This is a genomic window from Nonomuraea diastatica (assembly GCF_004349015.1).
Taxonomy (GTDB): Bacteria; Actinomycetota; Actinomycetes; order Streptosporangiales; family Streptosporangiaceae; genus Nonomuraea; species Nonomuraea diastatica.
Genome location: NZ_SMKP01000072.1, coordinates 16,674 through 40,110, shown reverse-complemented (window position 1 = coordinate 40,110; position 23,437 = coordinate 16,674). Strand labels below are relative to the sequence as shown.

Below are 23,437 nucleotides of genomic sequence, written 5' to 3'. Positions count from 1 at the left end.
GATCTCCATTCCGATTCGGCGGCAGGCCTAAAGCGCTCATCAGGGAAAGGGAAAGCCGGAGGTCAGGCTCTGACACATCACCTGACTCATCGCTGTGAAAAAAAGAAAAGGGGGAACGGCCGCCTCTTCAACGGTACGAAATCGCCGGTGGGTGGCCCACCCCTAGGCGCCCTTACCAACAGGAAACCTGCTCATCCGACTGCCGCGCAAATGTTTTGCCTGGTCAAGGCCGTAGCGGCAGCCCATTTATCCGACTTCCCACGGGCAACTACCCGTCGGCGCCGGGCCTGAGCAGGCCGGTCTCATAGGCCACCGCGACGGCGGCGGCGCGGTCGTTCACCTCGAGCTTGGCGAAGATGTGCAGCAAATGGGTCTTCACGGTCGCCTCGGTGATGAACAACTTCCTGGCGACGTCGCGGTTGGTCGCGCCCCGGGAGATCAGCGACAGGACCTCCAGCTCGCGGCGGCTGAGCACCTGCTGCTGCGGCGCGCGGATCTTCTGCGTCAGCACGCCCGCCACGGACGGCGACAACACCGTCTCGCCGCGCGCCGCGGCCTGCACCGCGCTGCGCAACTCGGCGCGCGGGGTGTCCTTCAGCAGGTAGCCGGTCGCGCCCTCCTCGATGGCGGGCAGCACGTCGACGTCGTTGTCGAACGTGGTCAGCACGAGCACGCGCACGTCGGGCGACTGCTCACGCAGCCGGCGGATGAGCTCGGCGCCGTTCATCTTCGGCATGCGCAGGTCGGTGAGCACGACGTCGGGGTTGGTGCGCTGGACCACCGCCAGCGCCTCGAAGCCGTCGCCCGCCTCGCCGACCACCTCGAACTCGTCGTCGGTGAAGATCCCCCGCAGTCCGTCGCGGACGACCGGATGGTCGTCCACGATGATCAGGCGAATCGGCATGTGTCACCCGGCGTCTCTGAGGCGGTCGGACGGTTCGGACACCGCGTCGGCGGGGATGGCCGGCACGGTCGCGGAGATGCCGGTGCCCTCGCCGGGCGCCGACTCGATCTCGAAGTCCCCGGCCAGTCTGGTCACGCGCTGGCGCATCGCGATGAGCCCGAAGCCGCCTGCCTCGGAGGCGGGCGCGTGGGAGGAGATGTCGGGCGGCCCGGGGACGAATCCGGCTCCGTCGTCGCGTACATCCAGCACCACGACATCTTCCATGTACGACAGGGTGAGAGCAACTCGTCCGGCCGAGGCGTGCTTGGCGACGTTGGACAGCGCCTCCTGCGCCACCCGCAACAGCGTGATCTCCACCTCGGCGTGCAGCGGCCGGGCGTCGCCGTTGACCGACAGGGAGGCGGTCACGCCGGTCGTCTCCGACCACCTGTCGGCGACGTCCCGCACGGCGGCGGGCAACTGCGAGCCGGCCAGCGGCGCGGGGCGCAACGCCTGCACCGACCTGCGGGCCTCGTTGAGGTTCTCCCTGGCCAGGGTGCGTACGGTGTCGAGGCGGGCGAGCGCGGCCGATGTGTCGTCGATGGCCTCCTCGGCGGCCTCGATCTGGGTGACGATGGCGGTCAGCCCCTGGGCGATGGTGTCGTGGATCTCCCTGGCCATCCGCTGCCGCTCGCCGAGCACCCCCGCCTCGCGGGCCTGGGTCAGCAGCCGGGCCTGGAGGCTCGCGTTCTCCTCGGCGAGCGCGGCCAGCTTGGCGCCGGTCTCCCGCAGCTGCTCGATCATCACCTTGCGGCTCTCGTTCTGGTCGGAGATGGTCTGGATGACCAGCCCGATCGCGGAGGCGATCAACGCGGCGATCAGGAAGGAGAAGAGCATCTCGCCGGGGCTCCGCCCGGCCTCCGGCCGCATGGAGACCAGCACGCCGGCCGTCGCGGCCACCCCGCCGTAGGCCCACCACCGGGGCAGCAGCCGGAACGACTGGATGAACGCCGCCGGGCCGGTCACCGTGAAGACCGAGTCGATGCTGACCAGCGCCCCGATGGCCGCGAGCAGGACGGCGAAGTAGACGATGGCCACCACCGGGTGCCTGGTCCAGTCGGGGTGCACGCCGATCAGGAACCAGTGCCAGGCCATCGCGAACGACGCCAGCACCAGCGTCTCGAGCCGCCAGTTCTGTGCGAGCGAGAAGGCGGCGGGCAACAGGATGAACAGGTAGGGGAGCGCGGGCCAGACCCGGTCCCAACGCGAAAGGCCGGGTCCGGTGGAGGCGACCACCGATCCCGACCCTTCACGGCGGGCGCTGCTTACCACCGGAACGCCTTGACCGCGATGCCGGCGGTGACCAGGCAGATCCCCACCATGACCAGCATCGCCACGGGGGAGGCCGCGTGACCCTCCCAGCCGTTGCGGATGGTCTGCACGGCCGGGGCCATGGGCAGCATGTCGCCGATGGCCCGCATCGAGCCGCTCATCGACTCGCGGGGGATCACCGCGCCGGAGATGAAGACCATCGGGAAGAAGACACTCAGCCCGAGCACGGTGGCCGTGCGGCCGGAAGGGACGACGGCGCCGAGCAGGAAGCCGATGCCGCTGAGGCTCAGCGCGCCGAGCACCCAGGCCAGGACCACGATTCCCGGGTTGGCGGGGGCGGACAGGTCGTAGCCGATGGCGCCGATGGCGATGAGCAGCGCCGTGCCGAGAAGGGCCATCAGCATGTGGGCGATCCACTGAGCGCCGAACAGCATGCCGGGTGAGGCGGGGGTGGCGAGCAGCCGCTTCAGCACCCGGCGCTCGCGGTATTGCGCCAGGGTGGCCGGCAGGATGACGAGCGTGGCCAGCCCGATGACGAAGATGCTCAGCATCGGCACGTTGGCGTCAACCGACGGCAGCCCGCCGGGAAGGGGTTTGCCGCTGCGCAGCTTGACCCAGATCATGATCGTGGGGAAGGCCAGCGCGAAGAACGCCGACATCGGATCCCTGATGATCAGCTTGAGCTCGACCGCGATGACCTGCGTGATACCTTTCATGCCGCCTGCCCTCCCGTCAGTGCGAAGTAAGCGTCCTCGAGCGATTCCGTGCGGCCCTGGGTGATCAGCTCGCCCGGGGTTCCGTGGGTGATGACGCGGCCCTGGTCGATGATCGCCATGCGGTCGCACAGCGCCTGGGCCTCGTCCATGAAGTGGGTGACCAGCACGACGGTCACGCCGCGGTCGCGGACCTCGCGGACCAGGCCCCACGTCATGCGGCGGGCGGACGGGTCGAGGCCGGTGGTCAGCTCGTCGAGGAAGACGACCTCCGGGTTGCCGACCAGGGCCAGCGCGATGAACAGGCGCTGCTTCCAACCGCCGGACAGGCTCGCGAAGCTGGAACGCTGCCGGTCGGTCAGGCCCCACTCGTCCATGAGCTTGCGCCAGTCGGCGGGCTCGTCGTAGAAGGACGCGTACATCTTCAGTGCCTCGCCCACCTTGAGCGCGTCCGGCAGGGCGGCCTCCTGGAGCTGGACACCGATGCGGGGGAGCAGTTGGCGACGGTCGCTCTGGGGGTCGAGGCCCAGGACCCGCAGGACGCCGCCGTCCCGCTCGCGCAGGCCCGACATGCACTCCACCGTGGTGGTCTTGCCCGCTCCGTTGGGGCCGGCGATGCCGAAGATCTCGCCTCGTTCCACCTGCAGGGATACGTCCGTCAGCACTTGGCGGCCTTTGTAGGCTTTACTCATGCCCTCGATTTCGATGACTGTCATGTTTAAAGAATCATCGGGATCCGCCGCATGCGACATCCCCCGAACGGTTGATAGGGGGTCAGCCTCCCGATTCCGGGTCCGACCTGCGGATTGGCTTTCCGACCAGGTGAAACGCTAAATAGGGGTGTCGTACGCGGCGCTGATCCCCAACTCTGAATGCATGAGCGATACAGCGGTGCGCGTGCGTGAGCTGCGCAAGCGATACGGCGACGTGGTCGCCATCGACGGCGTTGACCTGGATATCGCCCGTGGCGAGGTGTTCGCGCTCCTCGGCCCCAACGGCGCAGGCAAGACGACCACTGTTGAGATCCTGGAAGGCCATCGCCGGCGAGACGCCGGCGAGGTCAGCGTGCTCGGCGAAGACCCCGGCGTGGCCGGCAGGGCGTGGCGCTCCCGTCTCGGGATGGTGCTGCAGTCGGCCACCGACGCCGCGGAGATGACCGTGCGCGAGATGGTCCATCACTATGCCCACTACTACCCGAGGCCCCGCGACCCCGAGCACGTGATCGAACTCGTCGGGCTCTCCGGCAAGGCGGACGCCCGCACGCGCAACCTCTCCGGAGGCCAGCGGCGCAGGGTCGACGTGGCGCTGGGCGTGCTCGGCAACCCCGAACTGCTGTTCCTGGACGAGCCGACCACCGGTTTCGACCCTGAAGCCCGCCGCCAGTTCTGGAGCCTGATCTCCCGTCTGGCCGACGAGGGCACCACCATCCTGCTGACCACGCACTACCTGGACGAGGTCGAAGCACTGGCCAACCGGGTCGGCGTGATCGTGCAGGGCAAGGTCGTGGCGCTGGGCGAGCCGGCCACCCTGGCCGGGCGCTCGCAGGCCATGGCGACCGTCAGCTGGACCACCGCCGACGGCGACCAAAGCGTGAAGACGGCGACGCCGACGCAGGTCGTCGCCGAGCTCAGCGGCCAGTTCGACGGCGAGATCCCCGAGCTGACCGTGACACGTCCGTCTCTCGAAGACGTCTACCTCGGCCTAATCGGAGATCACTCGTGACCACCACGTTGTCAAGACCACCGACACGGATGGCCGCCGCGGCGGCGGCGCCCCTGCCCAGCGCCGGTCGGCTGGCTCTCAAGCGCGGTGCGCTGGAGCTCAAGAGCTTCTTCCGCACCAAGGGACAGTTCATCGTCATCTTCTCGCTCCCGGCGATCATGCTGATGCTGCTCGGCGCGATGCAGTCAGGCAAGCCGGACTTCAACGGCGTCACCGGCGCCCAGATCCTCACCGCCGGCATGATCGGCGCCGGCATCATGGGCACGACCTTCCAGAACCTCGGGATCAACGTCGCGCTGGAGCGTCACGACGGCACGCTGAAGCGGCTCTACGGCATGCCCATGCCGCGGATCGCCTATTTCGGCGGCAAGGTCATCCAGGTTCTCGTGTGCATGGTCGCCGAGGTCGCCCTCCTGGTCGTGGTCGGGGTGCTGATGTTCGACGTGCAAGTGCCCGGCACGCTCGACCGGTGGCTGACCCTCGCCTGGGTCCTCCTCCTCGGCGGCGTGGCCTGCACCCTCCTGGGCATCGCGGTCGGCAGCCTGCCGAAGTCGGCACGCGGCGCGAACGCCATCATCACGCTGCCCTTCCTCATCGTGCAGTTCATCTCCGGCGTCTACATGCCCTTCTCCGACGTGCCCGCCTTTCTCCAGTTCATCGCGTCCCTGTTCCCGCTCAAGTGGATGACCCAGGGCATGCGTTCGGTGTTCCTGCCCGAGCACGCTGCGGCGCTCGAACCGGCCGGCTCGTGGCAGCTCCCGTTGATCGCCCTCGTGCTCGCCGCCTGGTGCGTCGGCGCGTTGCTGCTGTGCATGAAGACGTTCCGCTGGACCGCCAAGGACAGCTGACCGTACCGGCAGGACAGGATTGCTCGGGTTTTCTGACGAGGGGAGGGGAGCACGGCGCGGACGAGTCTTGGTGACGGTGGCGGGTCCTTGAGGACGCCACCGTCATACTCATGTCCGGCCGCATGAACCGGGTGGTGCTCGTACGCGGCGCGGTGCTCTGATCGGGATGCGGCGCCGACTTCCGATGCGGCGCGATGCGGTGATGCGGGCCGTATCCTGATGCCCGGATGGCCTGGCGTGGCGCGGTTCGCGCGGGGACGTGGCCACCGGCCGTCCTCACGGCCGGCGTGGACGCCAGAGAAGGGCCCCACAGAAGGGCGCAGGGACGGGACGCGGGCGCAGGGAACCGGGCACGGCGGACGTCGGGAACGGCCTGCCGCGTCTCCCGGCCGTGTCAGGCCCTGACGGCGGCCGCGTACGGCGCGTCAGGCCCTGACCGGCTGCGGCACGGGTCGCCTGAGCACGGGGCGGTGGCGGCGCGAGGCGGTGCTGGTGGCCATGACGATGGCGGTGAGGAGCAGCCCGTCACGGGCCATGTACTTGCCGGTGAAACCCGCCAGTTGCTGGCCGCCCACGTGCGGGCCGGTGACCAGGATCCGGGCGGAGAAGGCGCCCAGGACGGGGTTGAAGGTCAGGATCGCGTCCTCGAAGTCCAGCCACCGCTTGGCCAGCGGGAACCAGGCCTTGTAGACCGACTCCTTGGCGGAGAACAGCAGGCGGTCCCAGGAGACCTCCGGGTGGTCGACGGCGAGCGCGCGCAGGGCTTTGCGCTCCTCGGGCAGGGAGACCGCCTCCAGGACGCCGTTCGACAGCGGCTCGTTGGGTTCGGCGTCGATGCCGATCGTGATGGTGTCGCCGCCGGGGCTGACGACGGCTCCGCGGTAACCCGCGCAGTGCGTGATGCTGCCCACGAAGCCCTTGGGCCACTGGGGCTCGCCACGCAGGCCGGGCAGGAGAGGCTGCGGCGGCAGGCCGAGCAGGCCCATGGCCTGCCTGGCGCACATGCGTGCCGTGGCGAACTCCTTGCGCCGGGTCTCCACCGATCGGCTGATCACCTCTTCTTCAGCGGGAAAGAGCACCGCGTCGTGGTCGTCGAACGTGTCCACGGCCACCACCCACGGGGGGAGGATGCTCCCGATCAAGGCATTGGTGTTCACCATTCCAAGCTAGATACGGCCTTGCCGCGAGAGAACGTTCGATTAGGTCTTCTCGGGCCGTCCGGAGCCGGTTGCGGGGTGAACCCGCCCTCAGAAGGGGGTGCGACCTATGCGAAATGTCCATATTTAGGATCAATTGTCGGATCGTGCCCGCGATGGCGTGATCAGCGAGGCGTCGATCGCACGGTTGACAGCGTCGATGCGCGACGCGGCCCCCAGCTTGACGAAGATGTTCCGCAGGTGGCGCTTGACCGTGGCCTCGGTGGTGTTGATGCGGGCGGCGATCTGCCGGTTGCTGAGCGCCTGCGCCGCCAGTTCGAGGACCTCGCGCTCCTTGCTCGTCAGCACCTCGGCGGGCGCGCTCTCCATCTGCGCCAGGCTCTCGCGGGAGACGGCCAGGACGATACGGTCCGGCTCGTCGTGCACGCTGCGGATCGCCGACACCAGCTCGTGCCAGTGGACGCTTTTGAGCAGGTATCCGCGGATGCCGGCGGCGAGGAGCCTGCGCAGCAACTGCGGGCCGTCGTACATGCTGAGGATGATGATCTGCGTGTTCGGGACCTGACTGCGCAGCCGCGTCACGGTGTCGGTGGCCGAGTCGCCGGGGATCTCCACGTCCAGCAGGAGGATGTCCGGCTTCTTGTCGGCGACCAGGCGGAGGGCGTCGTCGGAGGTGCCCGCCTCGCCCACCACGACCAGCCCCTCCTGGGCTTCCAGGATCTCCCTGAGTCCCTCGCGGAACAGGGCGTGGTCGTCCACGATGGCGATCGTGGTGGGCGAGTCACTCCTGATCATCGGGGCGCCTCTGGATGGGCACGGCGAGATCGACCCTGGCGCCCATGCCGGGCTTGCTGGCGATCGTCACCGTGCCGCCGAGTAACTGGGTGCGCTCCCTGATGGACGACAGGCCGAGGCTGCCCTTCGGCGGCTGGCCGTCCGGATCGAAACCGCAGCCGTTGTCGATCACGCACGCGACCAGTTCGTGCGGCGCGACGTCGATCCGGATGAGGATGGCCGACGGCTCCCCGTGGGTGAGCGCGTTGCGCGCCGCCTCACGCAGGATCAGCAGGCACTCCTCGCTGACGGTCGGTGGCGCCCAGGTCTGGTCGCCGTTGACGATCAGCTCGATCTGAACGTCGTCCGTCCCGATGATGTCCAGGTAGCTGAGCAGCCCTTTCTCCAGGGTGCTGCCCCCCGGGGGATGGAGGTCGGAGGTGACCTGGCGCAGGCTGTACATGGTCTCCTGGATGGCCTGCTGCGCCATCTCCAGCTTGGCCAGCGCCTTCGCCGGCTCCCCCGGGCGATACATGTTCGATAACTCCAGCTGGCGCTGGGCCACGCTGAGACTGTGGCCGATGCGGTCGTGCAGCTCCCTGGCGATCCGCCGGCGCTCGGCCATCTGCGCCTCGGTCACCTTGTTGAGCAGGATGCCGGTGTAACTGTTCGCGGCCTCCCTGATGCGCAGGGAGATGCTCTGTTCCAGTGCCGTCACGACGAGCTTCAGCATGTGAGCGGCATGGGTGTCGTCCTGGAGCCGCTGGCTCAGCGTGGTGAACGCCGCACGGAAGAACACCGAGGCCGCCATCAGCGACTCTCTCGGATGGACGCCCGCGGACGCCCTTGCCACGCCTATGTCCCAGGCCAGGAAACGGGACGTCTCGTCGTCGTCCTGCAGGCGTCCCGCACGCAGTGCCCCCGCCATCTCCGTCAGGATCTGGCCTGCGTTCGTCATGACCTGGGTTTTCGTCACCTGATCATTGATCAACACGCTACCGATGGCCGCAAGTCCCTGCTCGTACTTGCTCAGTATGTCCGCTCGGCACTCCTCGATAAGGCTCGCCGGCCCCGTAGCGTCTTGCTCACCCGTATGCGCAATTTCTCCCACCGTGTCCCCTTGGAGAGTGCACGAATGCTTACATCTTGGGTCAACACTGGTGAGTAGGCAACTGTATGCCGATGGCCGCCATACGCGGAGTGTCCTCCGGGCAGCCTCTGCCGGCCCGTGACCTGCTGAAACGGGGCGCGACATGGAAATGTCAATATTCTGTGAACAACGCGCCGCGGGCCCAGGTTGGCGCGCCAGCTCGCCGGAGTGGCGTGACGGGGCGGCGGTTTACATGAGCATGACTCGTACTAGCGCGATTCACGTTAATAAATGATAACGATACTCGTGGGTAAGGTTTGGGGTCTCTCACTCCCTCCCGCGTGCGCCGGCCGCAGGGGCCGCGGGCCCCGGGGATCCGTCGGGACGCGCCGCCCGGCGCGCGCCCGCGATGACTCGGACCTGGGCGTGGTCCGAAAGTTGAAGACCGGCTGGTCCATGCGTAGCGGCCCGCGTTATTAAGGATAAGTCGTATTGTGAGCCCCCAGAGCCGCACCTAACGTGATGAGCGTCAACCCAGAAACGGGTGCGGAAGGGGTTGAGGTCATGCGGCAGGTGCGACAGACCAAGACATCGAAGCCGAGAAAAGAGCAGAAAAGCTCGCTGGACCTCAGAACTCCTTCCGGTCGTAAATTGCCTTTCTAAAAGGGGTGTCCAATCATGGGGCTGTTCGAGAGAGATGCGGCCATGACCTCCATGCAAGGCCTCCTCGCCGAGGCCGTTGGCGGCAAGGGCAGGGTCGTGATGGTGACGGGGGTCGTCGCGACGGGCAAGAGTGAGCTCCTGCATGCCTTCGCCGAACAGGCACTCGAACGGGGTGCTCTGCCGCTGGTGGCGTCCGCCACCCAGGCGGAGAGCGATATTCCGCTGGGAGTGCTCGGCCAGCTCTTCCAGAACGCGCCGTTGCGCGAGGACGTGCGCGCGGTCGCGGCCGACCTGCTGCGGGAGGGCGCGGAGATGGCCTCGCCCGCCAAGGGCGACCGCGTCGAGCAGGTGGACGTGCAGATCGTGCACTCGCTCTGCGCGGTCCTGCTCTCGCTGGCCGAGCGCCATCCGCTGGCGATCGTCGTCGACGACGTCCACCTCGCCGACAGGGCCTCGCTGCTCTGCCTTTCCTACCTCGTCCGCAGGTCCAGGTACGCGCCGCTCGTGGCGGTGTTCGGCCAGGCCGAATACCGCCAGCACATGCACGGCTTCTTCGCCACCGAGATGTTGCGCCAGCCCCACTGCACCGCCGTCAGGCTGGCGCCGCTGTCGTACGGTGCCGCGCTCAGCATGACGGCCGAGCGCCTGGGCGAGGCGGCGGCCAAGGAGGTGACGCCGGAGTGGCACGCGCTCAGCGGCGGCAACCCGCTCCTGCTCCGCGGGCTGATCGAGGACCACGAGACGAGCGGGAGCGCTCCCGCCGAGCGCTACGGCGAGGCCGTGTTGTCGTGCCTGCACCGGGCCGACCCCGGCCTCATGCAGGTCGCCGGCTGGCTCGCGGTGCTGGACGACCCGGCGCTGCTCGAGCGCCTGCTCGGCTCCGACACCGCGACGATGTCGCACGCCATGCACTGGCTGGACACGGCCGGGCTGCTGGAGTCGGGCCACTTCCGGGCCGCGATCGCCAGGGAGACGGTGCTGGCCGAGCTGAGCGACGAGGTGCGCCGCAGCGTGCACCGGCGGGCCGCCGAGTTGCTGCACGAGGAGGGCGCCGACGACATCGCGATCGCCGAGCACCTGCTCGGCGCCGACGCGACCGACCTGCCGTGGGCCGTGCCCGTGCTGGAGGCGGCGGCGCTGAACCGGCTGGACGACGGATCCGTCACCTCGGCCGTCGACTACCTGAAGCTCGCCTGGCGCGGCTGCACCGACGAGCGGCACCGCACCACCATCGCCACGGTCCTGATGCGCGCCGAATGGCGCATCAACCCCAGCACGCCGGCCGACCACATCGCCGAGCTGACCGACGCCCTGCACAACGGCACCCTGCGCGGCAGCGACGCGGTCGTGCTGGCCAGGGCGCTGCTGTGGCACGGCAAGGTCGACGACGCCTGTCAGGTGCTCGAGCATCTGAAGGAGAGCGGCGACACCGAGCCGCAGACCGTGGCCGAGCTCATCGGCACCCGGCTGTGGTTGCGCTGCTCCGCGCCGCCGCTGCTGGCCCACGTCAACAGGTCGACCAGCGAGCAGGCCAGGGAGGCCGTGCTGCCCGTACGCGTGAGCCGGCGGCTGGAGTCGATCAACGCGCTGATCTCGGTGCTCACCCGCGGGCCGCGCGAGCGCATCCTCTCCACCGTCGAGCGCATCCTGCACAGCTCCCGCCTGGACGAGATGTCCATGGACACGGTCGAGAGCTCCCTGCTCGCGCTCACGTACGGCGGCTGGCCGGACAAGGCCGTGCCCTGGTGCGAGGCCTTCATCGAGGAGGCGCAGTCGCGCAGCGCCCCGGCCCGGCGCGCCCGGCTCACCGCGATCCGCGCCGAGATCGCCATGCGCCGCGGCGACCTGGAGACCGCGGCGTCGTGCGCCCAGCAGGCCCTGGAGATCATCCCGCCCGCCAGCTGGGGTGTCACCGTGGGCGGCCCGCTGGCCAACCTGATGCTCGCCAGCACGGCCATGGGGCAGTACGACAAGGCGCTCGCCCAGGTCAACACGCCGGTGCCGGACGCCATGCTGCAGACCCGCTTCGGGCTGCACTACCTGCACGCCCGCGGGCGCTACCACCTCGCGGTCGACCACCCGGCGGCGGCGCTGCGCGACTTCCGGTTCTGCGGCGAGCTCATGGCCGAGTGGGAGATGGACACGCCGGGATTCATCGCCTGGCGTACCGACGCGGCCGAGGCGCTCATCCGGATGGGCGAGCAGGCGGAGGCCCGTGCCCTGATCGAGGAGCAGCTCTCCCGGTGCGGCCCGATGGCCTCCCGTACGCACGGGATCGCGCTGCGCCTGCTGGCCGCCACGAGCGAGCTCCGGCACCGGCCCATGCTGCTGCGGCAGTCCACGGACCGCCTGCAGGCCTGCGGCGACCGCTACGAGCTGGCCCGGTCGCTGTTCGACCTCACCGAGGCCTTCCACAGCGTCGGGGAGTTCCGCCGGGCGGGGATCATCGCCAGCCGTACGCGCATCCTCGCCCAGGAGTGCGGCGCCCAGCCGCTGAGCCAGGCGCTGGACGGCGACAGCGCCGCCGCCGAGGGGCAGGGCTCCGAGATCAGCAAGGTGGTGGCCATCCTCAGCGACGCGGAGCGACGCGTCGCCGGCCTGGCCGCGGTCGGCTACACCAACCGGGAGATCGCCGCCAAGCTGTTCATCACGGTGAGCACGGTCGAGCAGCACCTGACCCGCATCTACCGCAAGCTCGGAATCACTCAGCGCTCCGATCTCCCTCCCAATCTGGAGCTCAGCCCCACCCTGCGCTGACCTCTTGAGCTCCGAGCTGCCCACCGTGCGGACACCGCGCGGTGGGCAGCAACATTAACAATGTTTATAACGAAGAGTTGCATACAGTGTCAAGTGTGGATAAAGCGCAATGATTCTCCCATATTCCTTCGGTGTTCCCGGGGGATAGGGGTTGTGGCGCGAACTTGGCCCACAGATCGTATGTACCAACGGTGAGGGCCAATTGGAGGGAGTGTTGTGGACAGCAGAAGGCTGGGCGACACGGGGCCGATCACCTCGTGTCTGGGCTTCGGATGTCTGGCTCTCTCCGGCGTGTACGGCGAAGTGGACCGCCCGGAGTCTCTGGCGTTGCTCCACAACGTGCTCGACACAGGTGTGACCCTGCTCGACATGTCCGACGACCACGCCCATGGTGAGGTCGAACGGCTCGTCGGCGAGGCCGTCAGGCCCTGGCGCGACGACGTCCTGCTCTCGACGCGCACCCTCCAGCGCCGCTCAGGGAACGTGCCGCTGCGGCAGGCGTGCGAAGCCTCGCTGGAACGGCTGGGCGTCGAATACGTCGACCTCTACATCGTCGGCAGGGAGCCGGGCGCCGTGCCCGTCGAGGAGACCGCGGGCCGGCTCGGCGAGCTGGTGGCGGCGGGCAAGGTGCGCTACGCGGGCCTGGCAGGGGTGACGGGAGACGAACTGCGCCGGGCGCACGTGGTCCATCCGATCACCACCCTGGCCATGGAATACTCCCTGTGGCACCGCGACGCCGAGCTCGACCAGCTGCCGGTGGCGCGCGAGCTCGGCATCGGTTTGATCGCCGGCCGGCCGCTGGGCCGCGGCTTCCTGGCCGGGCGCGGCGGCTCCGCCCGCGAGCTCGATCCGGGAGACGCCCGCCGCACGGACCTTCGGTTCGACCCGGCCAACCTGCCGGGCAACATCGCCAGGCTCAGGAAACTGGAGGCCGAGGCGGCGACCATGGACGTCAGCACCGGCCGGCTGGCGCTGGCCTGGCTGCTGGCCAGAGGGCCCGACGTGGTGCCGGTGCCCAGCACCCGCGACCCGGTTCACCTGGAGATGAACGCGGGTTCCGTCAGGCTGCTGCTGACCGACGCGACGTGCCGCCGGCTCGAGGCGGCCTTCCCGCACGGTGCGGCCGCCGGAGCGCGGCTACCCGGTTAGTCGGGCCCCACCAGTCGGGCCCCTTTAGCCGGGGCCCGGTCAGTCGGGCCCGGTCAGTCGGGCCCGGTCAGTCAGGTGCGGACCCCGCCGGCGGCCGGTTCGGACGCGGACTCAGACGAGGGTCAGGATCACCAGGCCGTGCAGGGCGTACTGGGTGGCCATGAAGGCGCCGTACGGCTCGCGGCGCCGCCCCTGGACGCACAGGACCGTGATGGCGAGCGCGCCGGCGACCATGGCGAGAGCGCTGGGCCACAGCGGCAGATCCAGGAGCAGCACGGCCGCCGTGAACGCGAGGGCCAGGCCGATGGCGACGGCGCAGATCACCCGCCGCAGGGTGGCCTCGCCGTGCGTCACCGCGAAGGTCGTCCGGCCGGCCTGCGCGTCGCCCTCGATGTCGGGCAGGTCCTTGGTCGTCGAGCCCACCAGTGCGGTCCACAACGACGCCGCCAGTACGAAGACGATCAGCATCATCGAGACCCTGAACTCGCTGGCGTAGGAGAGCGCGCCCGCGACGTAGGTGAGCACGGTGGCGGCGCCTCCGGTCAGGACCGTGCCGCCGGAGCTGCGCTTGAGCGGGAACGGCGGGCCCGAGTACAGGTAGCCGAGCACCAGCACGACCGTGAGCAGCAGGCCCATCAGCGGGTCGAGCGCGAAGCCGCTGAGCAGGCTGACCAGCGCCGCGCCCACCGCCACCGCGGTGGCGAAGTCGGGCGGCAGGTCGCCCCTGCAGATGGGCCTGCGCGAGCCGTTGAGGCGGTCCTCGGAAACGTCCATGACGCCGTTGAAGAGATAGACGGAGAAAATCATCAGCACCCACGTCAGGGCGCCCCAGGCCGTTCGGCCGAGATGCCCGTCGGCGCCGGCGACCTGGGCGCACAATGCGGTGCCGGTCAGAAAACGCAGTAAGAAGATTATTTGAACAGAAGGGCGAGACTCTGCCAGACACAGCCCGCCGCGCCGCAGCGCCACGGTTTCGATGGTCGCCATGATCGGATTGTGCGCGACCGCCGGGAGGCGGAGAAGGGGGGTGCGCCTAAAGATACCGGGGTCCGCACTCTCGATACCCGGGCGGATATCTATGGGTAAGGACCGGCACTCTCCTGATCCTTGCCCTATTCGACGGCGCCCGGCCGATTGTACGTTGTGATCGGAGATCTCCTACAGGCAGACCATGACCAAGGCGAAGGAGATTCAACCATGGTCCCGACCCGCCCCGTAGAGCGCTATTCGGACTTTACTCCGTTGGCCCTGGCCGACCGTACGTGGCCGGACAAGAAGATCGTTTCAGCGCCGCGCTGGCTGTCGACGGATCTGCGCGACGGCAACCAGTCGCTGGCCAATCCCATGTCGCCGGCCAGGAAACTCCAGATGTTCGAGCTGCTCGTCGACATCGGCTACAAGGAGATCGAGGTCGGATTCCCGGTGGCCAGCCAGGACGACTACGACTTCGTCCGTCTGCTCGTCGAGGAGAGCCGCATTCCCGACGACGTGTGGATCTCGGTGCTCGTGCCGGCGAGGGACGAATTGATCGAGCGTTCGGTCAGCGCGCTTTCCGGCGCGCCGCGCGCCACGTTCCACCTCTACAACGCGACCGCGCCGCTGTTCCGGCGTGTGGTGTTCGACATGGACCGCGCGCAGTGCAAGGACCTGGCCGTGCAGGGCACCCGGATGATGATGAAGTACGCCGAGCGCGATCTGGCCGGCTGCGACCTGCGCTACCAGTACTCGCCGGAACTGTTCAACGAGACCGAGCCCGACTTCGCCCTGGAAGTCTGCGAAGCGGTCATGGACGTGTGGGAGGCCGGCCCGGGACGCCCGATCATCCTGAACTTTCCCACCACCGTGGAACGTTCCCTGCCGTCGGTGTTCGCGGACCAGGTCGAGTGGCTTGACCGCAATCTGTCCCGCAGGGAGCACGTGTGCCTGTCCATCCACCCGCACAACGACCGTGGCACGGGGGTTGCCGCGGCCGAGCTGGCGATGCTGGCGGGCGCCGAGCGGATCGAGGGCTGCCTGTTCGGCAACGGCGAGCGGGCCGGCAACGTGTGCCTGGTGACGCTGGGCATGAACATGTTCACCCACGGCGTGGACCCCGAGATCGACTTCTCCGACATCGACCGCATCCGCGGCACGGTCGAGCACTGCAACGAGATCCCCGTGCACCCCAGGCACCCGTACGGGGGTGAGCTGGTCTACACCGCCTTCTCCGGCTCGCACCAGGACGCGATCAAGAAGGGGTTCGACGACCTGGAGCGCCGGGCGGCCGGGTCCGGCGTCGGCGTCGACGAGATGCCGTGGACCATGCCGTACCTGCCGGTGGACCCCAAGGACGTCGGGCGCACGTACGAGGCGATCGTGCGGATCAACAGCCAGTCGGGCAAGGGCGGCATCGCGTACATCATGAGCGCCTGGCACGGGATGGAGCTCCCGCGCGAGCTGCAGCGGGAGTTCGCCCGGCTCGTGCAGGAGCGGGCCGACCTGCGGGGCAGCGAGCTCTCGCCCGACCAGGTGTGGGAGCTGTTCCAGGAGGAGTACCTCTCCCGCGACGAGCGGCCCGGCGCGCTGGGGGCGGGCGGCGACCGGATCACCGCTACGCTGCACATGGACGGCCAGCGCGAGCAGGCCGTGCGGGCCATCGGCGCCACGCTGGCGCCCCTGGGCGTGGACGTGCGGGCGGTGCACCGGTCCGGCGGCGCCGAGCGGATCGCCAGCATGGAGACTACGGTCTACGCCGAATGCAAGGTGGACGGCGAGACGGTCTGGGGGGTCGGCGTCGCCACCAACGTGGTGGACGCGACCCTGACGGCGGTCGGCTCGGCCGCCAGGAGGAGCGGGCGGACGGAGGTCAGGCTCGCGAATGCCAGCTGACGTCCAGCGCACGACAGCGGCCGCCGCGAGGCGGCCGCTGCGGCATTTCCGCGGCGGGCGCGACCCCAAGACGATCTCAGCCGCCGAACTGGCCCGCACCGCCGCACGGGCCGGGGCCGAGGTCGTACGCGCCACGTTCGGCACGCCGCAGGCGCGGATGGAGAAAGAGCGGTCCCGGGCACGACGAAAGCCACCGCTCATTTTCTCGACGAGCAGTGGCTTTCGTTCTGTCGGAAGGCCTCGCAAAAGGGGTACGACGTCTAGCTCAATGCCTCACCTCGCTGGCGGGATAAACACCTTCAAAACTGTGTTACCTGTATTCAAGCGCCGCCCGGACGCTTTTCCCACCCCTAGCTCACCCTTAGGGCGAACGCGAATTCCCCGGTCAGCTTATTTGCCGCAGGCGGCCCGGCTCGGTGGGCCGCGGGCGCCATTCGCGGGGATATCCCAGCGAGACCTCCTCGAACCGCACGCCGTTGTGCCAGGTGGTGCGGGGAATGTGCAGGTGCCCGTAGACGACCGTGCGCGCGTTGAACCGTACGTGCCAGTCGGCGGTGCGCTCGGTGCCGCACCACAGGGCGAAGTCGGGATAGCGCAGGACGTCGGTGGGCCGGCGTACCAGGGGATAGTGGTTGATCAGCACGGTCGGCAGGTCGGCGGGCAGGTCGCTCAGCCGCCGCTCGGTCAGCTCCACCCGGGCCGCGCACCAGGCCTGCCTGGACGGGTAGGGGTCGGGGTGCAGCAACATCTCGTCCGTGCACACCACGCCTCGCTCGTAGGCCTGGGCCAGGGCCTCGGCCCGGGAGCGCACGCCGGGGACCCGGAAGGAATAGTCGTACAACACGAACAGCGGCGCCACGACGAGCGAGCCCTCCCAGACCGGGTAGGGATCTTCGGGCGTGACGATGCCCAGCTCGCCGCAGAGCCGCACCAGATGGTCGTAACGTTCGGCGCCGCGCAACCGCACGGGGTCGCTCGGATGAGTCCACAGCTCGTGGTTGCCCGGGGTCCACACGACCTTGGCGAAGCGCCTGCTGAGCAGGCGCAGCGCCCATTCGATGTCGGCCATGAGCTCGGCGACGTCGCCCGCGATCAGCAACCAGTCGGTGGCGGACCGGGGCCGCAGTGCCTCCACGATCTCCCGGTTGTCCGCATAGCCCACGTGGAGATCGCTGATGGCGAGCAACGCCGACATTCTCACTCCGCGATGGCCGTCCGCATGATCCAGGTGTAGACGGGAAGCTCCTGCCCGTCCACGCGCGTTCGCTCACCTCTGTGGAGGAAGTGCTCGTACCCACTGCCGAAAGGCAGTTTGATCTTCTCGCAGCCCGGCGCGACGGTCAAGAACCGTCGTTCGACCGGCAGGTGGTTCGGTCCCCCGATGAGCATGACTTTGACGTACGACATGGGTCACCTCGTTTCACAGCGGGATGTTGGAGTGGCAACCGCGGGACTGCGGCGCCCGTGCGAGTGCTTCTGCCAGGCGGAGCCGGGTCTCGGAAGGGGAGATGACCTCGTCCACCACGCCGAGTGCCATGGCCCGCTCGACCCCGCCGGCCGTGCGCTGGTGCTCCTCCACCAGGCGCGCGTGCAGGTCCGCCCGCTCCGGCTCGGGCACCGCGGCCAGCTTCTTGCGGTGCAGGATGCCCACCGCCGCCTCGGCCCCCATCACCGCCACCTCCGCGTCGGGCCAGGCGTACACCGCGGTAGCGCCCAGCGACCTGGAGTTCATGGCGATGTAGGCGCCGCCGTACGACTTGCGGGTGATCAGCGTCACCCGGGGGACGACCGACTCGGCGAAGGCGTGCAGCAGCTTCGCGCCCCGCCTGACCACGCCGCCCCACTCCTGCTGGACGCCCGGCAGGTAGCCCGGAACGTCGACCACGACCACCAGCGGGACGCCGAGCGAGTCGCACATCCGCACGAAACGCGAGGCCTTCTCCGCCGAGAGCGAGTCGAGGCAGCCGCCCTTGCGCAGCGGGTTGTTGGCGATCACGCCGACGGCCCGCCCGCCGAGCCGCCCGAGCCCGACCACCATGTTGGGCGCCCAGCGCGGCTGCAGCTCTAGGAAGTCGGGGTCCAGCACGGCGCGGACCAGCGGCCGGACGTCGTAGGCGCGCCGCGGCATGTCGGGCAGCAGCGCGCGCAGGTCGCGCGGCTCGCTCAGCGCGGCGAAGTCGTAGCCGCCCGGCCGGGTGAAGAACCCGGTCAGCAGGCGGGCGCGGTCGTACGCGGCCTCCTCCGAGTCGACCGTGACGTGCGCGACGCCCGACTTGGGGCCGTGCGCGTCCGGGCCGCCGAGTCCGGCCATGTCGATGTTCTCGCCGGTGACCGTACGGACGACGTCGGGGCCGGTGATGAAGACCCGGCCGGCGTCCGACATGATGATCACGTCGGTCAGGGCGGGCCCGTACGCGGCCGCGCCCGCAGCCGGCCCGAGCACGACCGAGATCTGCGGGACGAGCCCCGAGGCGGCCGTCATGGCGGCGAACATGCGCCCCACGCCGTCCATCGACTCCACGCCGTCGGCCAGCCGGGCGCCGCCGGAGTGCCACAGCCCGATCACGGGGCAGCGCCGGCGGACGGCCAGCTGGATGGCCTCGACGATACGGTTCGCGCCCGCCCAGCCCAGCGCGCCGCCCATGATTGTCGCGTCGGTGCAGTAAGCGATCACGGGCGAGCCGTCGATCAGCCCGTGCACGGCCTGCACGCCGCTGCCGTCGTCGCCGTGTATCGGCACCACCGAGTCGGAATCCAGGAGCCGCGAGAAGCGCACCGATGGAGTCCTCGGATCGAGTAGTGCTTCGGTGGGAAAAGCGGTCAGGACCGTCATCGTTGTCCTTTCGCCGGAATCTGTCCTTCGAAATGTCCCGGGCGACCCCTATCGCGGACAACCCCTATCGCCTCGTACCTCTAGCAGGGAAGCCCTCGGGCGTAGGGGGGTCGTGGGGTGACCGGTAAATGGACACCGTGTGACACTCAAGCTTGTGTTGTTCTTTCAGCGTGCCGGCCGGTGTACGGCAGGCGCAGAAAGGTGCGGAAATCATGAAACGCACACAGCTCAAGAAAAGCCGGCATACCTCACGTAATCCCAAGTTCGAGGCGCCGGACACGCGCACCCCGTCCGGCCGGCTGCTGCGGTTCTAGGAGCACGACATGACTACCGAAATCACCGCACCAGCCATCGGCCTCGCCGCTCTCCTCGACCAGGACCCGGCCTTCCGCCTGCACGAGGGCGGCAAGTTGGAGACGCGCCCCTCCGTCCAGGTGCGTGACCTGGACGACCTGTCCCTCGCCTACACGCCGGGGGTGGCCCGCGTCTGCACCGCCATCGCCGAGCGGCCCGAGCTGGCCGACGACTACACCTGGCGCTCCAACGTCGTCGCGGTCGTCACCGACGGCACCGCCGTGCTCGGGCTCGGCGACATCGGGCCCACCGCGGCGATGCCGGTCATGGAGGGCAAGGCGCTGCTGTTCAAGCAGTTCGGCGGCGTGGACTCGGTGCCCATCTGCCTGGACTGCACGGACGTTGACGAACTCGTGGAGACGATCGTCCGGATGGCCCCGTCGTTCGGCGGCATCAACCTTGAGGACATCAGCGCGCCGCGCTGCTTCGAGGTGGAGCGCCGGCTCAGGGAGGTGCTGGACATCCCCGTCTTCCACGACGACCAGCACGGCACCGCCATCGTGGTGCTGGCCGCGCTGCGCAACGCGGCACGGGTGACCGGCCGGCGGTTGTGGGATCTCCGCGCCGTCGTGGCGGGGGCGGGCGCCTCCGGCCTCTCCGTCGCGAGCATGCTGATGAACGCCGGCATCGGCGAGGTGGCCGTGTCCGACAGCAAGGGCGTCCTTCACACCGGGCGCGACGACCTCAACCCCCACAAGGCCATCATCGCGGGCTGCACCAACCCGTCCGGCCACACCGGCACGACCGAGGAGGCCCTGGCCGGTGCCGACGTCTTCATCGGCCTGTCGGGCTCGACGATCAGCGAGCAGGCCATCGCCTCCATGGCGCCCGGCTCCATCGTCTTCGCGCTCTCCAACCCCGAGCCGGAGATCCACCCCGGGATCGCCCAGGAGCACGCCGCCGTCGTGGCCACCGGGCGCAGCGACTTCCCCAACCAGATCAACAACGTGCTGGCCTTCCCCGGCGTCTTCAGGGGCGCCCTGTCGGCCCGCGCCTCGGCCATCACCGAGAACATGAAGATCGCCGCTGCTCACGCTCTGGCCGCCGTGGTCGACGAGGAACTGTCGGCAGACCGGATCATCCCGGAACCGTTCGACCCCCGGGTCGTGCCCGCCGTCGCCGCCGCGGTCGCCGACCAGGCCCGCCGCGACGGAGTGGCCCGCCTCCCCGGCCTCTGAGCCGCCCCCGGCCCGCCAGCGGTCCGAGGTCTGCCACTGGTCCCTGGTCTGTCGCCACGCGCGCGTGCGGGCGCCGTGCTCCGGTGCCGCGACAGGTGCGCGAGAGGTGTCGCGGCCGAACGGTGCACCGTCCTGACCGGATGCGGACCGGTCAGGGGGCGGTCAGCGGTAGTAGCCCTCGACCGGTACGCGGGCCTCGGCGTAGAGGGCGGGCCCTGCGCTGGGCGGGTCGGTGAAGGTGGTGCCGGGCGGCTTGAGCTCGTCGAGTTGATCGCCGGACAGCGCGTAGACGACCCGGCCCAGGCCCGAGCGCGCGATGGCGCCCGCGCACATGCCGCACGGCTGGCAGCTCGTGTACATGGTCGTGGCGGCCGCGGTGGCCGGGTCGAGCTCGCGGCCGGCCCAGCGGGCCAGCTTGAGCTCGGGGTGGGCGGTGATGTCGCGGTCGGTGAGCGAGGAGTTGCGCTCCTCGGCCAGCACGGTCCCGTCGGGCCCGGCCAGGAGCGAGCCGAACGGCGGATTGCCGCCGGCGCGGGCCTCGGCGGCCAGCGCGATGGCGCGCCGCAGAAGCTCTTCTTCGTCGGATGTCAACGGGTTCTCCCTCGCTGGAGAAGGGCGAGATCCCTCGCCTTTCCATCGTGCGGTTCGCCTCGGGCCTGTGCCTACGGCTCCTGCAGGCGGCGGATCATGGCCTGCTTGGCCGTGGCGAACTCCTCGTCGGTCAGTACGCCGGCGCGGTGCAGCTCGCCGAGCTCGGCCAGGCGGCGCAGCACGGCGTCGTGTACGTCGTCCTGCACGACGACGGGGGTGGGCGCCGGCGGTGGGGGCAGCTCGGGCATGTCGCGCGGCAGGTGGGCGAGCACGGCGGCGGCCACCAGGGCCGTCGCGCCGCCGAAGCGCTGGATGCCCCAGGACACGCAGCACAGATCCTTCTGCGGAGGCTGCTGCGACCGCCGCTCGCCCTTGATCCGGAAACGCAGCGTGCCGTAGCCCATGCCGGACTGGGGTTTCCACTCCACCCCGGCGATGTCGGACAGCGGGAACTCCTGCGGCCCCGCCTTCTCCTTGTCGGTGCTCGCGAAGCCGGACCACTCCAGGCGCACCCGCTCGCCGTCGAACAGCGCGGTGCCGTCGCCGGCCGTGGCGGAGATGGGCACCGGCGGGGCCGGCAGCAGGTAGTCGTCGCAGGGGCCGCTCGGCGTCTGGTAGACGAGCAGGGTGTCGCGGATCTCGTCGGCGAAGTATTCGCCGGCGCCCGCGCGGTTCTTCGGCACCGCCAGGCGGTAGGGGTCGGCGGGCGGCCCCAGCAGGCCGGCGACCACGTCGGACAGCGCGTCGGCCCCCTTGCGCAGGCGCAGCCGTACGTGCCCGCCCTTGCGCCCCGGCTCGTACGTCACGCCCGCGATCGCCGTCAACGGGACCACGACCTCGCCCAGTGTCCTGCGGAGCTCATGGACGTCCTTGTCGCTGCCGGGCACGATGCGCAGCACTTCTCCGTTGAACGTCCACGACCCGTCGGGGACGGCGATCTCAGCCATAGTGTTCACCCTAAGACACCTCGGGGCACGGCTCTATCGAGAGGAACGGGATGGAGATCTTCACGAGCTGGACGTCCTGGAGGCAGGCGGAAGGGCCTCTCGGCGAGGTGCTCCCGCCGGAGACCGTGGGCGCCCTGCGCGACGCGGTGACCTTCGCGCGCCGGTGGCACGGGGCGCAGCAGCGGCCCACCGGGCGGCCGTACCTCGACCATCTGCTGGAGGCGCTGGAGGTGGCGGTGGCGGGCGCCGGGGTGGACGACAGGGATGTGCTGGTGGCGATCGTGCTGCATGACGTGCTGGAGGACACGCCGTGCACCGAGGCGGAGATCGCGGGCCGGTTCGGGCCCCGCGTGGCCGCCCTGGTGCGCTGGGTGACCAGGCCGCGCGGCGGCGCGAAGGCCGACCACCTGGCCTCCCTGGTCAAGGCGCCGCCGCAGGCCGTGCTGGTGAAGCTGGCCGACCGCGCGAGCAACGTGCAGGAGCTGCAGCGGATGCCGTGGCGCTTCCAGCGGAGCTACTACCTGGAGACGGTCGCCTACATCATGCCGCTGGCCGGGTCTCATCCCTGGTTCGCGAGGTGGTACGCGGAGTGGCGCGAGCGCTGGCGCCGCGTGGAGCGCTGGCCCGCGCACTGACACCGCTCCTCCAGCGCTGACCCCGGGCACGCGGGCTTGGCCGGCCGCTGATCCTGTCCATGCGGGGCTCCGCCGGGCGCCGGACCTGCCCGCGCGGGGCTTCGTTAACCGCTGATCCTGCCCACGCGGTTGCGCACGCCCTTGAAGTGGTCGTCTACGGCGGCCACCGCGGCGGCCCGGTCGCCCGCGAGCACGGCGGTGTAGATGTCGCGGTGCCGTTTGACCACGTCGTCGGGCGACTCGTCCGGCGCCCCGAGCTGGTCGCGCAGCTGGTAGTAGACGTCCCAGAACGCGCCGAGCAGCTGGCCGACGAGCGGGTTGCCGAGCGGCCGGTAGAGGAGGTCGTGGAAGAGGCGGTCGGTCTCCGGCGAGACGGGCCCGGCCTCCGCCTCGGTCTCCATCCTGACGATGACGTCGGCCACCGGGGTCAGGTCGGCGGCGGGGTCGAGCTCGATGAGGCGTTCCACGAGGCCGCTCTCCAGGATCTCGCGGATCTCGATGAGGTTCGCCAGGTGGTTCTTGCCGTTCTGCAGCGTGATGCGGCTGTGGAAGGTCAGTTCGTTGACGAGCCCCGCGAGCGACATCCGTCCCACGAACATGCCGAAGCCGTGCCGGATGTCCACGATGCCGACCGCCTGCAGGGCTTTCAGCGCTTCTCTGATCGAGTTGCGGCTGACCTGGAGCTCTTCCATGAGCTCCGACTCGGTGGGCAGGGGATCGCCCGCCACCAGCCCGCGCCTCACGATGAGGTCCTTCACGCCCTCCTGAGCCTCCACGGCCCTGCTCGGACGCACCGGGCGCGGGACTGTCGTCATGAAGAGTCACCTTCTCATAGCCACTTACGTAACATTACGGAAATCTTTGGTTGACCTCAGGCCGGATTGCCATCTAGCGTCCCACTTACGCAAAAGATAGGACATGGGACGTCCCATGTTCTACCCTT

General features: G+C 69.5%; 21 protein-coding genes. 7 read left to right on the top strand and 14 right to left on the bottom strand.

Annotation, left to right across the window (positions count from 1 at the left end; all coding sequences use genetic code 11):
* Positions 1-268: 268 nt before the first annotated feature.
* From E1294_RS24695 to E1294_RS24680, 4 genes are read right to left on the bottom strand one after another with little or no spacing between them, the layout of a single operon-like run.
* A complete protein-coding gene (locus E1294_RS24695; RefSeq protein WP_132511961.1) occupies positions 269-904 on the bottom strand; it encodes a response regulator in 636 nt (211 codons plus the stop codon).
* A gap of 3 nt (positions 905-907) precedes the next feature.
* On the bottom strand, positions 908-2,179 hold the full coding sequence (locus E1294_RS24690; RefSeq protein WP_220447917.1) for a sensor histidine kinase: 1,272 nt from the start codon (positions 2,177-2,179) through the stop codon (positions 908-910).
* 29 nt (positions 2,180-2,208) lie between these two features.
* Positions 2,209-2,931, bottom strand: coding sequence for an ABC transporter permease (locus tag E1294_RS24685; protein WP_132511957.1), 723 nt, complete (start codon positions 2,929-2,931; stop codon positions 2,209-2,211).
* A complete protein-coding gene (locus tag E1294_RS24680; protein ID WP_132511955.1) occupies positions 2,928-3,644 on the bottom strand; it encodes an ABC transporter ATP-binding protein in 717 nt (238 codons plus the stop codon). The genes E1294_RS24685 and E1294_RS24680 overlap by 4 nt, the downstream gene beginning before the upstream one ends.
* Positions 3,645-3,804: 160 nt before the next feature.
* On the opposite strand from E1294_RS24680, the gene E1294_RS24675 reads away from it, so the two are divergent.
* Positions 3,805-4,650, top strand: a complete 846-nt coding sequence (locus E1294_RS24675) for an ABC transporter ATP-binding protein (protein WP_132511953.1) — start codon at positions 3,805-3,807, stop codon at positions 4,648-4,650.
* Entirely contained in the window at positions 4,647-5,498 is an 852-nt protein-coding gene (locus E1294_RS24670) for an ABC transporter permease (RefSeq protein WP_246083249.1), read from the top strand. The genes E1294_RS24675 and E1294_RS24670 overlap by 4 nt, the downstream gene beginning before the upstream one ends.
* A 425-nt stretch (positions 5,499-5,923) precedes the next feature.
* Here the strand turns inward: E1294_RS24670 and E1294_RS24665 are convergent, their stop codons facing one another.
* The 3 genes from E1294_RS24665 to E1294_RS24655 all read right to left on the bottom strand — a co-directional run bounded on the left by E1294_RS24665 (position 5,924) and on the right by E1294_RS24655 (position 8,387).
* The gene (locus E1294_RS24665; protein WP_246083248.1) at positions 5,924-6,655 is read right to left on the bottom strand and encodes a 4'-phosphopantetheinyl transferase family protein; all 732 of its coding nucleotides are present in this window, start codon (positions 6,653-6,655) and stop codon (positions 5,924-5,926) included.
* Positions 6,656-6,787: 132 nt separating this feature from the next.
* Positions 6,788-7,450 (bottom strand): response regulator transcription factor, encoded by a 663-nt coding sequence (locus E1294_RS24660; RefSeq protein WP_132511951.1) that lies wholly within the window; start codon positions 7,448-7,450, stop codon positions 6,788-6,790.
* Entirely contained in the window at positions 7,437-8,387 is a 951-nt protein-coding gene (locus E1294_RS24655) for a sensor histidine kinase (RefSeq protein ID WP_165977459.1), read from the bottom strand. The genes E1294_RS24660 and E1294_RS24655 overlap by 14 nt, the downstream gene beginning before the upstream one ends.
* A gap of 810 nt (positions 8,388-9,197) precedes the next feature.
* Here E1294_RS24655 and E1294_RS24650 point away from each other — a divergent pair.
* Together E1294_RS24650 and E1294_RS24645 are read left to right on the top strand one after the other, a co-directional pair.
* Positions 9,198-11,939 carry an AAA family ATPase gene (locus E1294_RS24650; protein ID WP_132511947.1) on the top strand — a complete coding sequence of 914 codons (2,742 nt, stop codon included), beginning with the start codon at positions 9,198-9,200 and terminating at the stop codon, positions 11,937-11,939.
* 216 nt (positions 11,940-12,155) lie between these two features.
* Positions 12,156-13,088, top strand: coding sequence for an aldo/keto reductase (locus E1294_RS24645; RefSeq protein ID WP_165977458.1), 933 nt, complete (start codon positions 12,156-12,158; stop codon positions 13,086-13,088).
* A gap of 111 nt (positions 13,089-13,199) precedes the next feature.
* On the opposite strand, the gene E1294_RS24640 is transcribed toward E1294_RS24645, so the two are convergent.
* Positions 13,200-14,075, bottom strand: a complete 876-nt coding sequence (locus tag E1294_RS24640; protein WP_132511943.1) for a UbiA family prenyltransferase — start codon at positions 14,073-14,075, stop codon at positions 13,200-13,202.
* Between the two features lie 210 nt (positions 14,076-14,285).
* Here E1294_RS24640 and leuA point away from each other — a divergent pair, with 210 nt between their 5' ends.
* On the top strand, positions 14,286-15,956 hold the full coding sequence (leuA, locus tag E1294_RS24635) for a 2-isopropylmalate synthase (RefSeq protein WP_132511941.1): 1,671 nt from the start codon (positions 14,286-14,288) through the stop codon (positions 15,954-15,956).
* Positions 15,957-16,341: 385 nt separating this feature from the next.
* On the opposite strand, the gene E1294_RS24630 is transcribed toward leuA, so the two are convergent.
* Genes E1294_RS24630 through E1294_RS24620 form a run of 3 tightly spaced genes read right to left on the bottom strand, consistent with a single transcriptional unit; the run spans position 16,342 to position 18,789 of the window.
* Positions 16,342-17,151 (bottom strand): metallophosphoesterase family protein, encoded by an 810-nt coding sequence (locus E1294_RS24630; protein ID WP_132511939.1) that lies wholly within the window; start codon positions 17,149-17,151, stop codon positions 16,342-16,344.
* Positions 17,152-17,153: 2 nt separating this feature from the next.
* Complete coding sequence (locus E1294_RS24625; RefSeq protein ID WP_132511937.1) at positions 17,154-17,363, bottom strand: DUF5988 family protein; 210 nt, start codon at positions 17,361-17,363, stop codon at positions 17,154-17,156.
* A gap of 13 nt (positions 17,364-17,376) precedes the next feature.
* Positions 17,377-18,789 (bottom strand): acyl-CoA carboxylase subunit beta, encoded by a 1,413-nt coding sequence (locus tag E1294_RS24620; RefSeq protein WP_132511935.1) that lies wholly within the window; start codon positions 18,787-18,789, stop codon positions 17,377-17,379.
* A gap of 323 nt (positions 18,790-19,112) precedes the next feature.
* On the opposite strand from E1294_RS24620, the gene E1294_RS24615 reads away from it, so the two are divergent.
* Entirely contained in the window at positions 19,113-20,321 is a 1,209-nt protein-coding gene (locus E1294_RS24615) for an NAD(P)-dependent malic enzyme (protein ID WP_132511933.1), read from the top strand.
* Positions 20,322-20,483: 162 nt separating this feature from the next.
* Here the strand turns inward: E1294_RS24615 and E1294_RS24610 are convergent, their stop codons facing one another.
* Entirely contained in the window at positions 20,484-20,912 is a 429-nt protein-coding gene (locus E1294_RS24610) for a nucleoside deaminase (protein ID WP_132511931.1), read from the bottom strand.
* 71 nt (positions 20,913-20,983) lie between these two features.
* On the bottom strand, positions 20,984-21,859 hold the full coding sequence (locus tag E1294_RS24605) for a DUF4429 domain-containing protein (RefSeq protein ID WP_132511929.1): 876 nt from the start codon (positions 21,857-21,859) through the stop codon (positions 20,984-20,986).
* 50 nt (positions 21,860-21,909) lie between these two features.
* Between E1294_RS24605 and E1294_RS24600 the strand changes: the two genes are divergently transcribed.
* The gene (locus tag E1294_RS24600; protein WP_132511927.1) at positions 21,910-22,494 is read left to right on the top strand and encodes an HD domain-containing protein; all 585 of its coding nucleotides are present in this window, start codon (positions 21,910-21,912) and stop codon (positions 22,492-22,494) included.
* Between the two features lie 104 nt (positions 22,495-22,598).
* Here E1294_RS24600 and E1294_RS24595 read toward each other — a convergent pair whose 3' ends face one another.
* Positions 22,599-23,309, bottom strand: coding sequence for a FadR/GntR family transcriptional regulator (locus E1294_RS24595; RefSeq protein WP_132511925.1), 711 nt, complete (start codon positions 23,307-23,309; stop codon positions 22,599-22,601).
* Positions 23,310-23,437 lie beyond the last annotated feature (128 nt).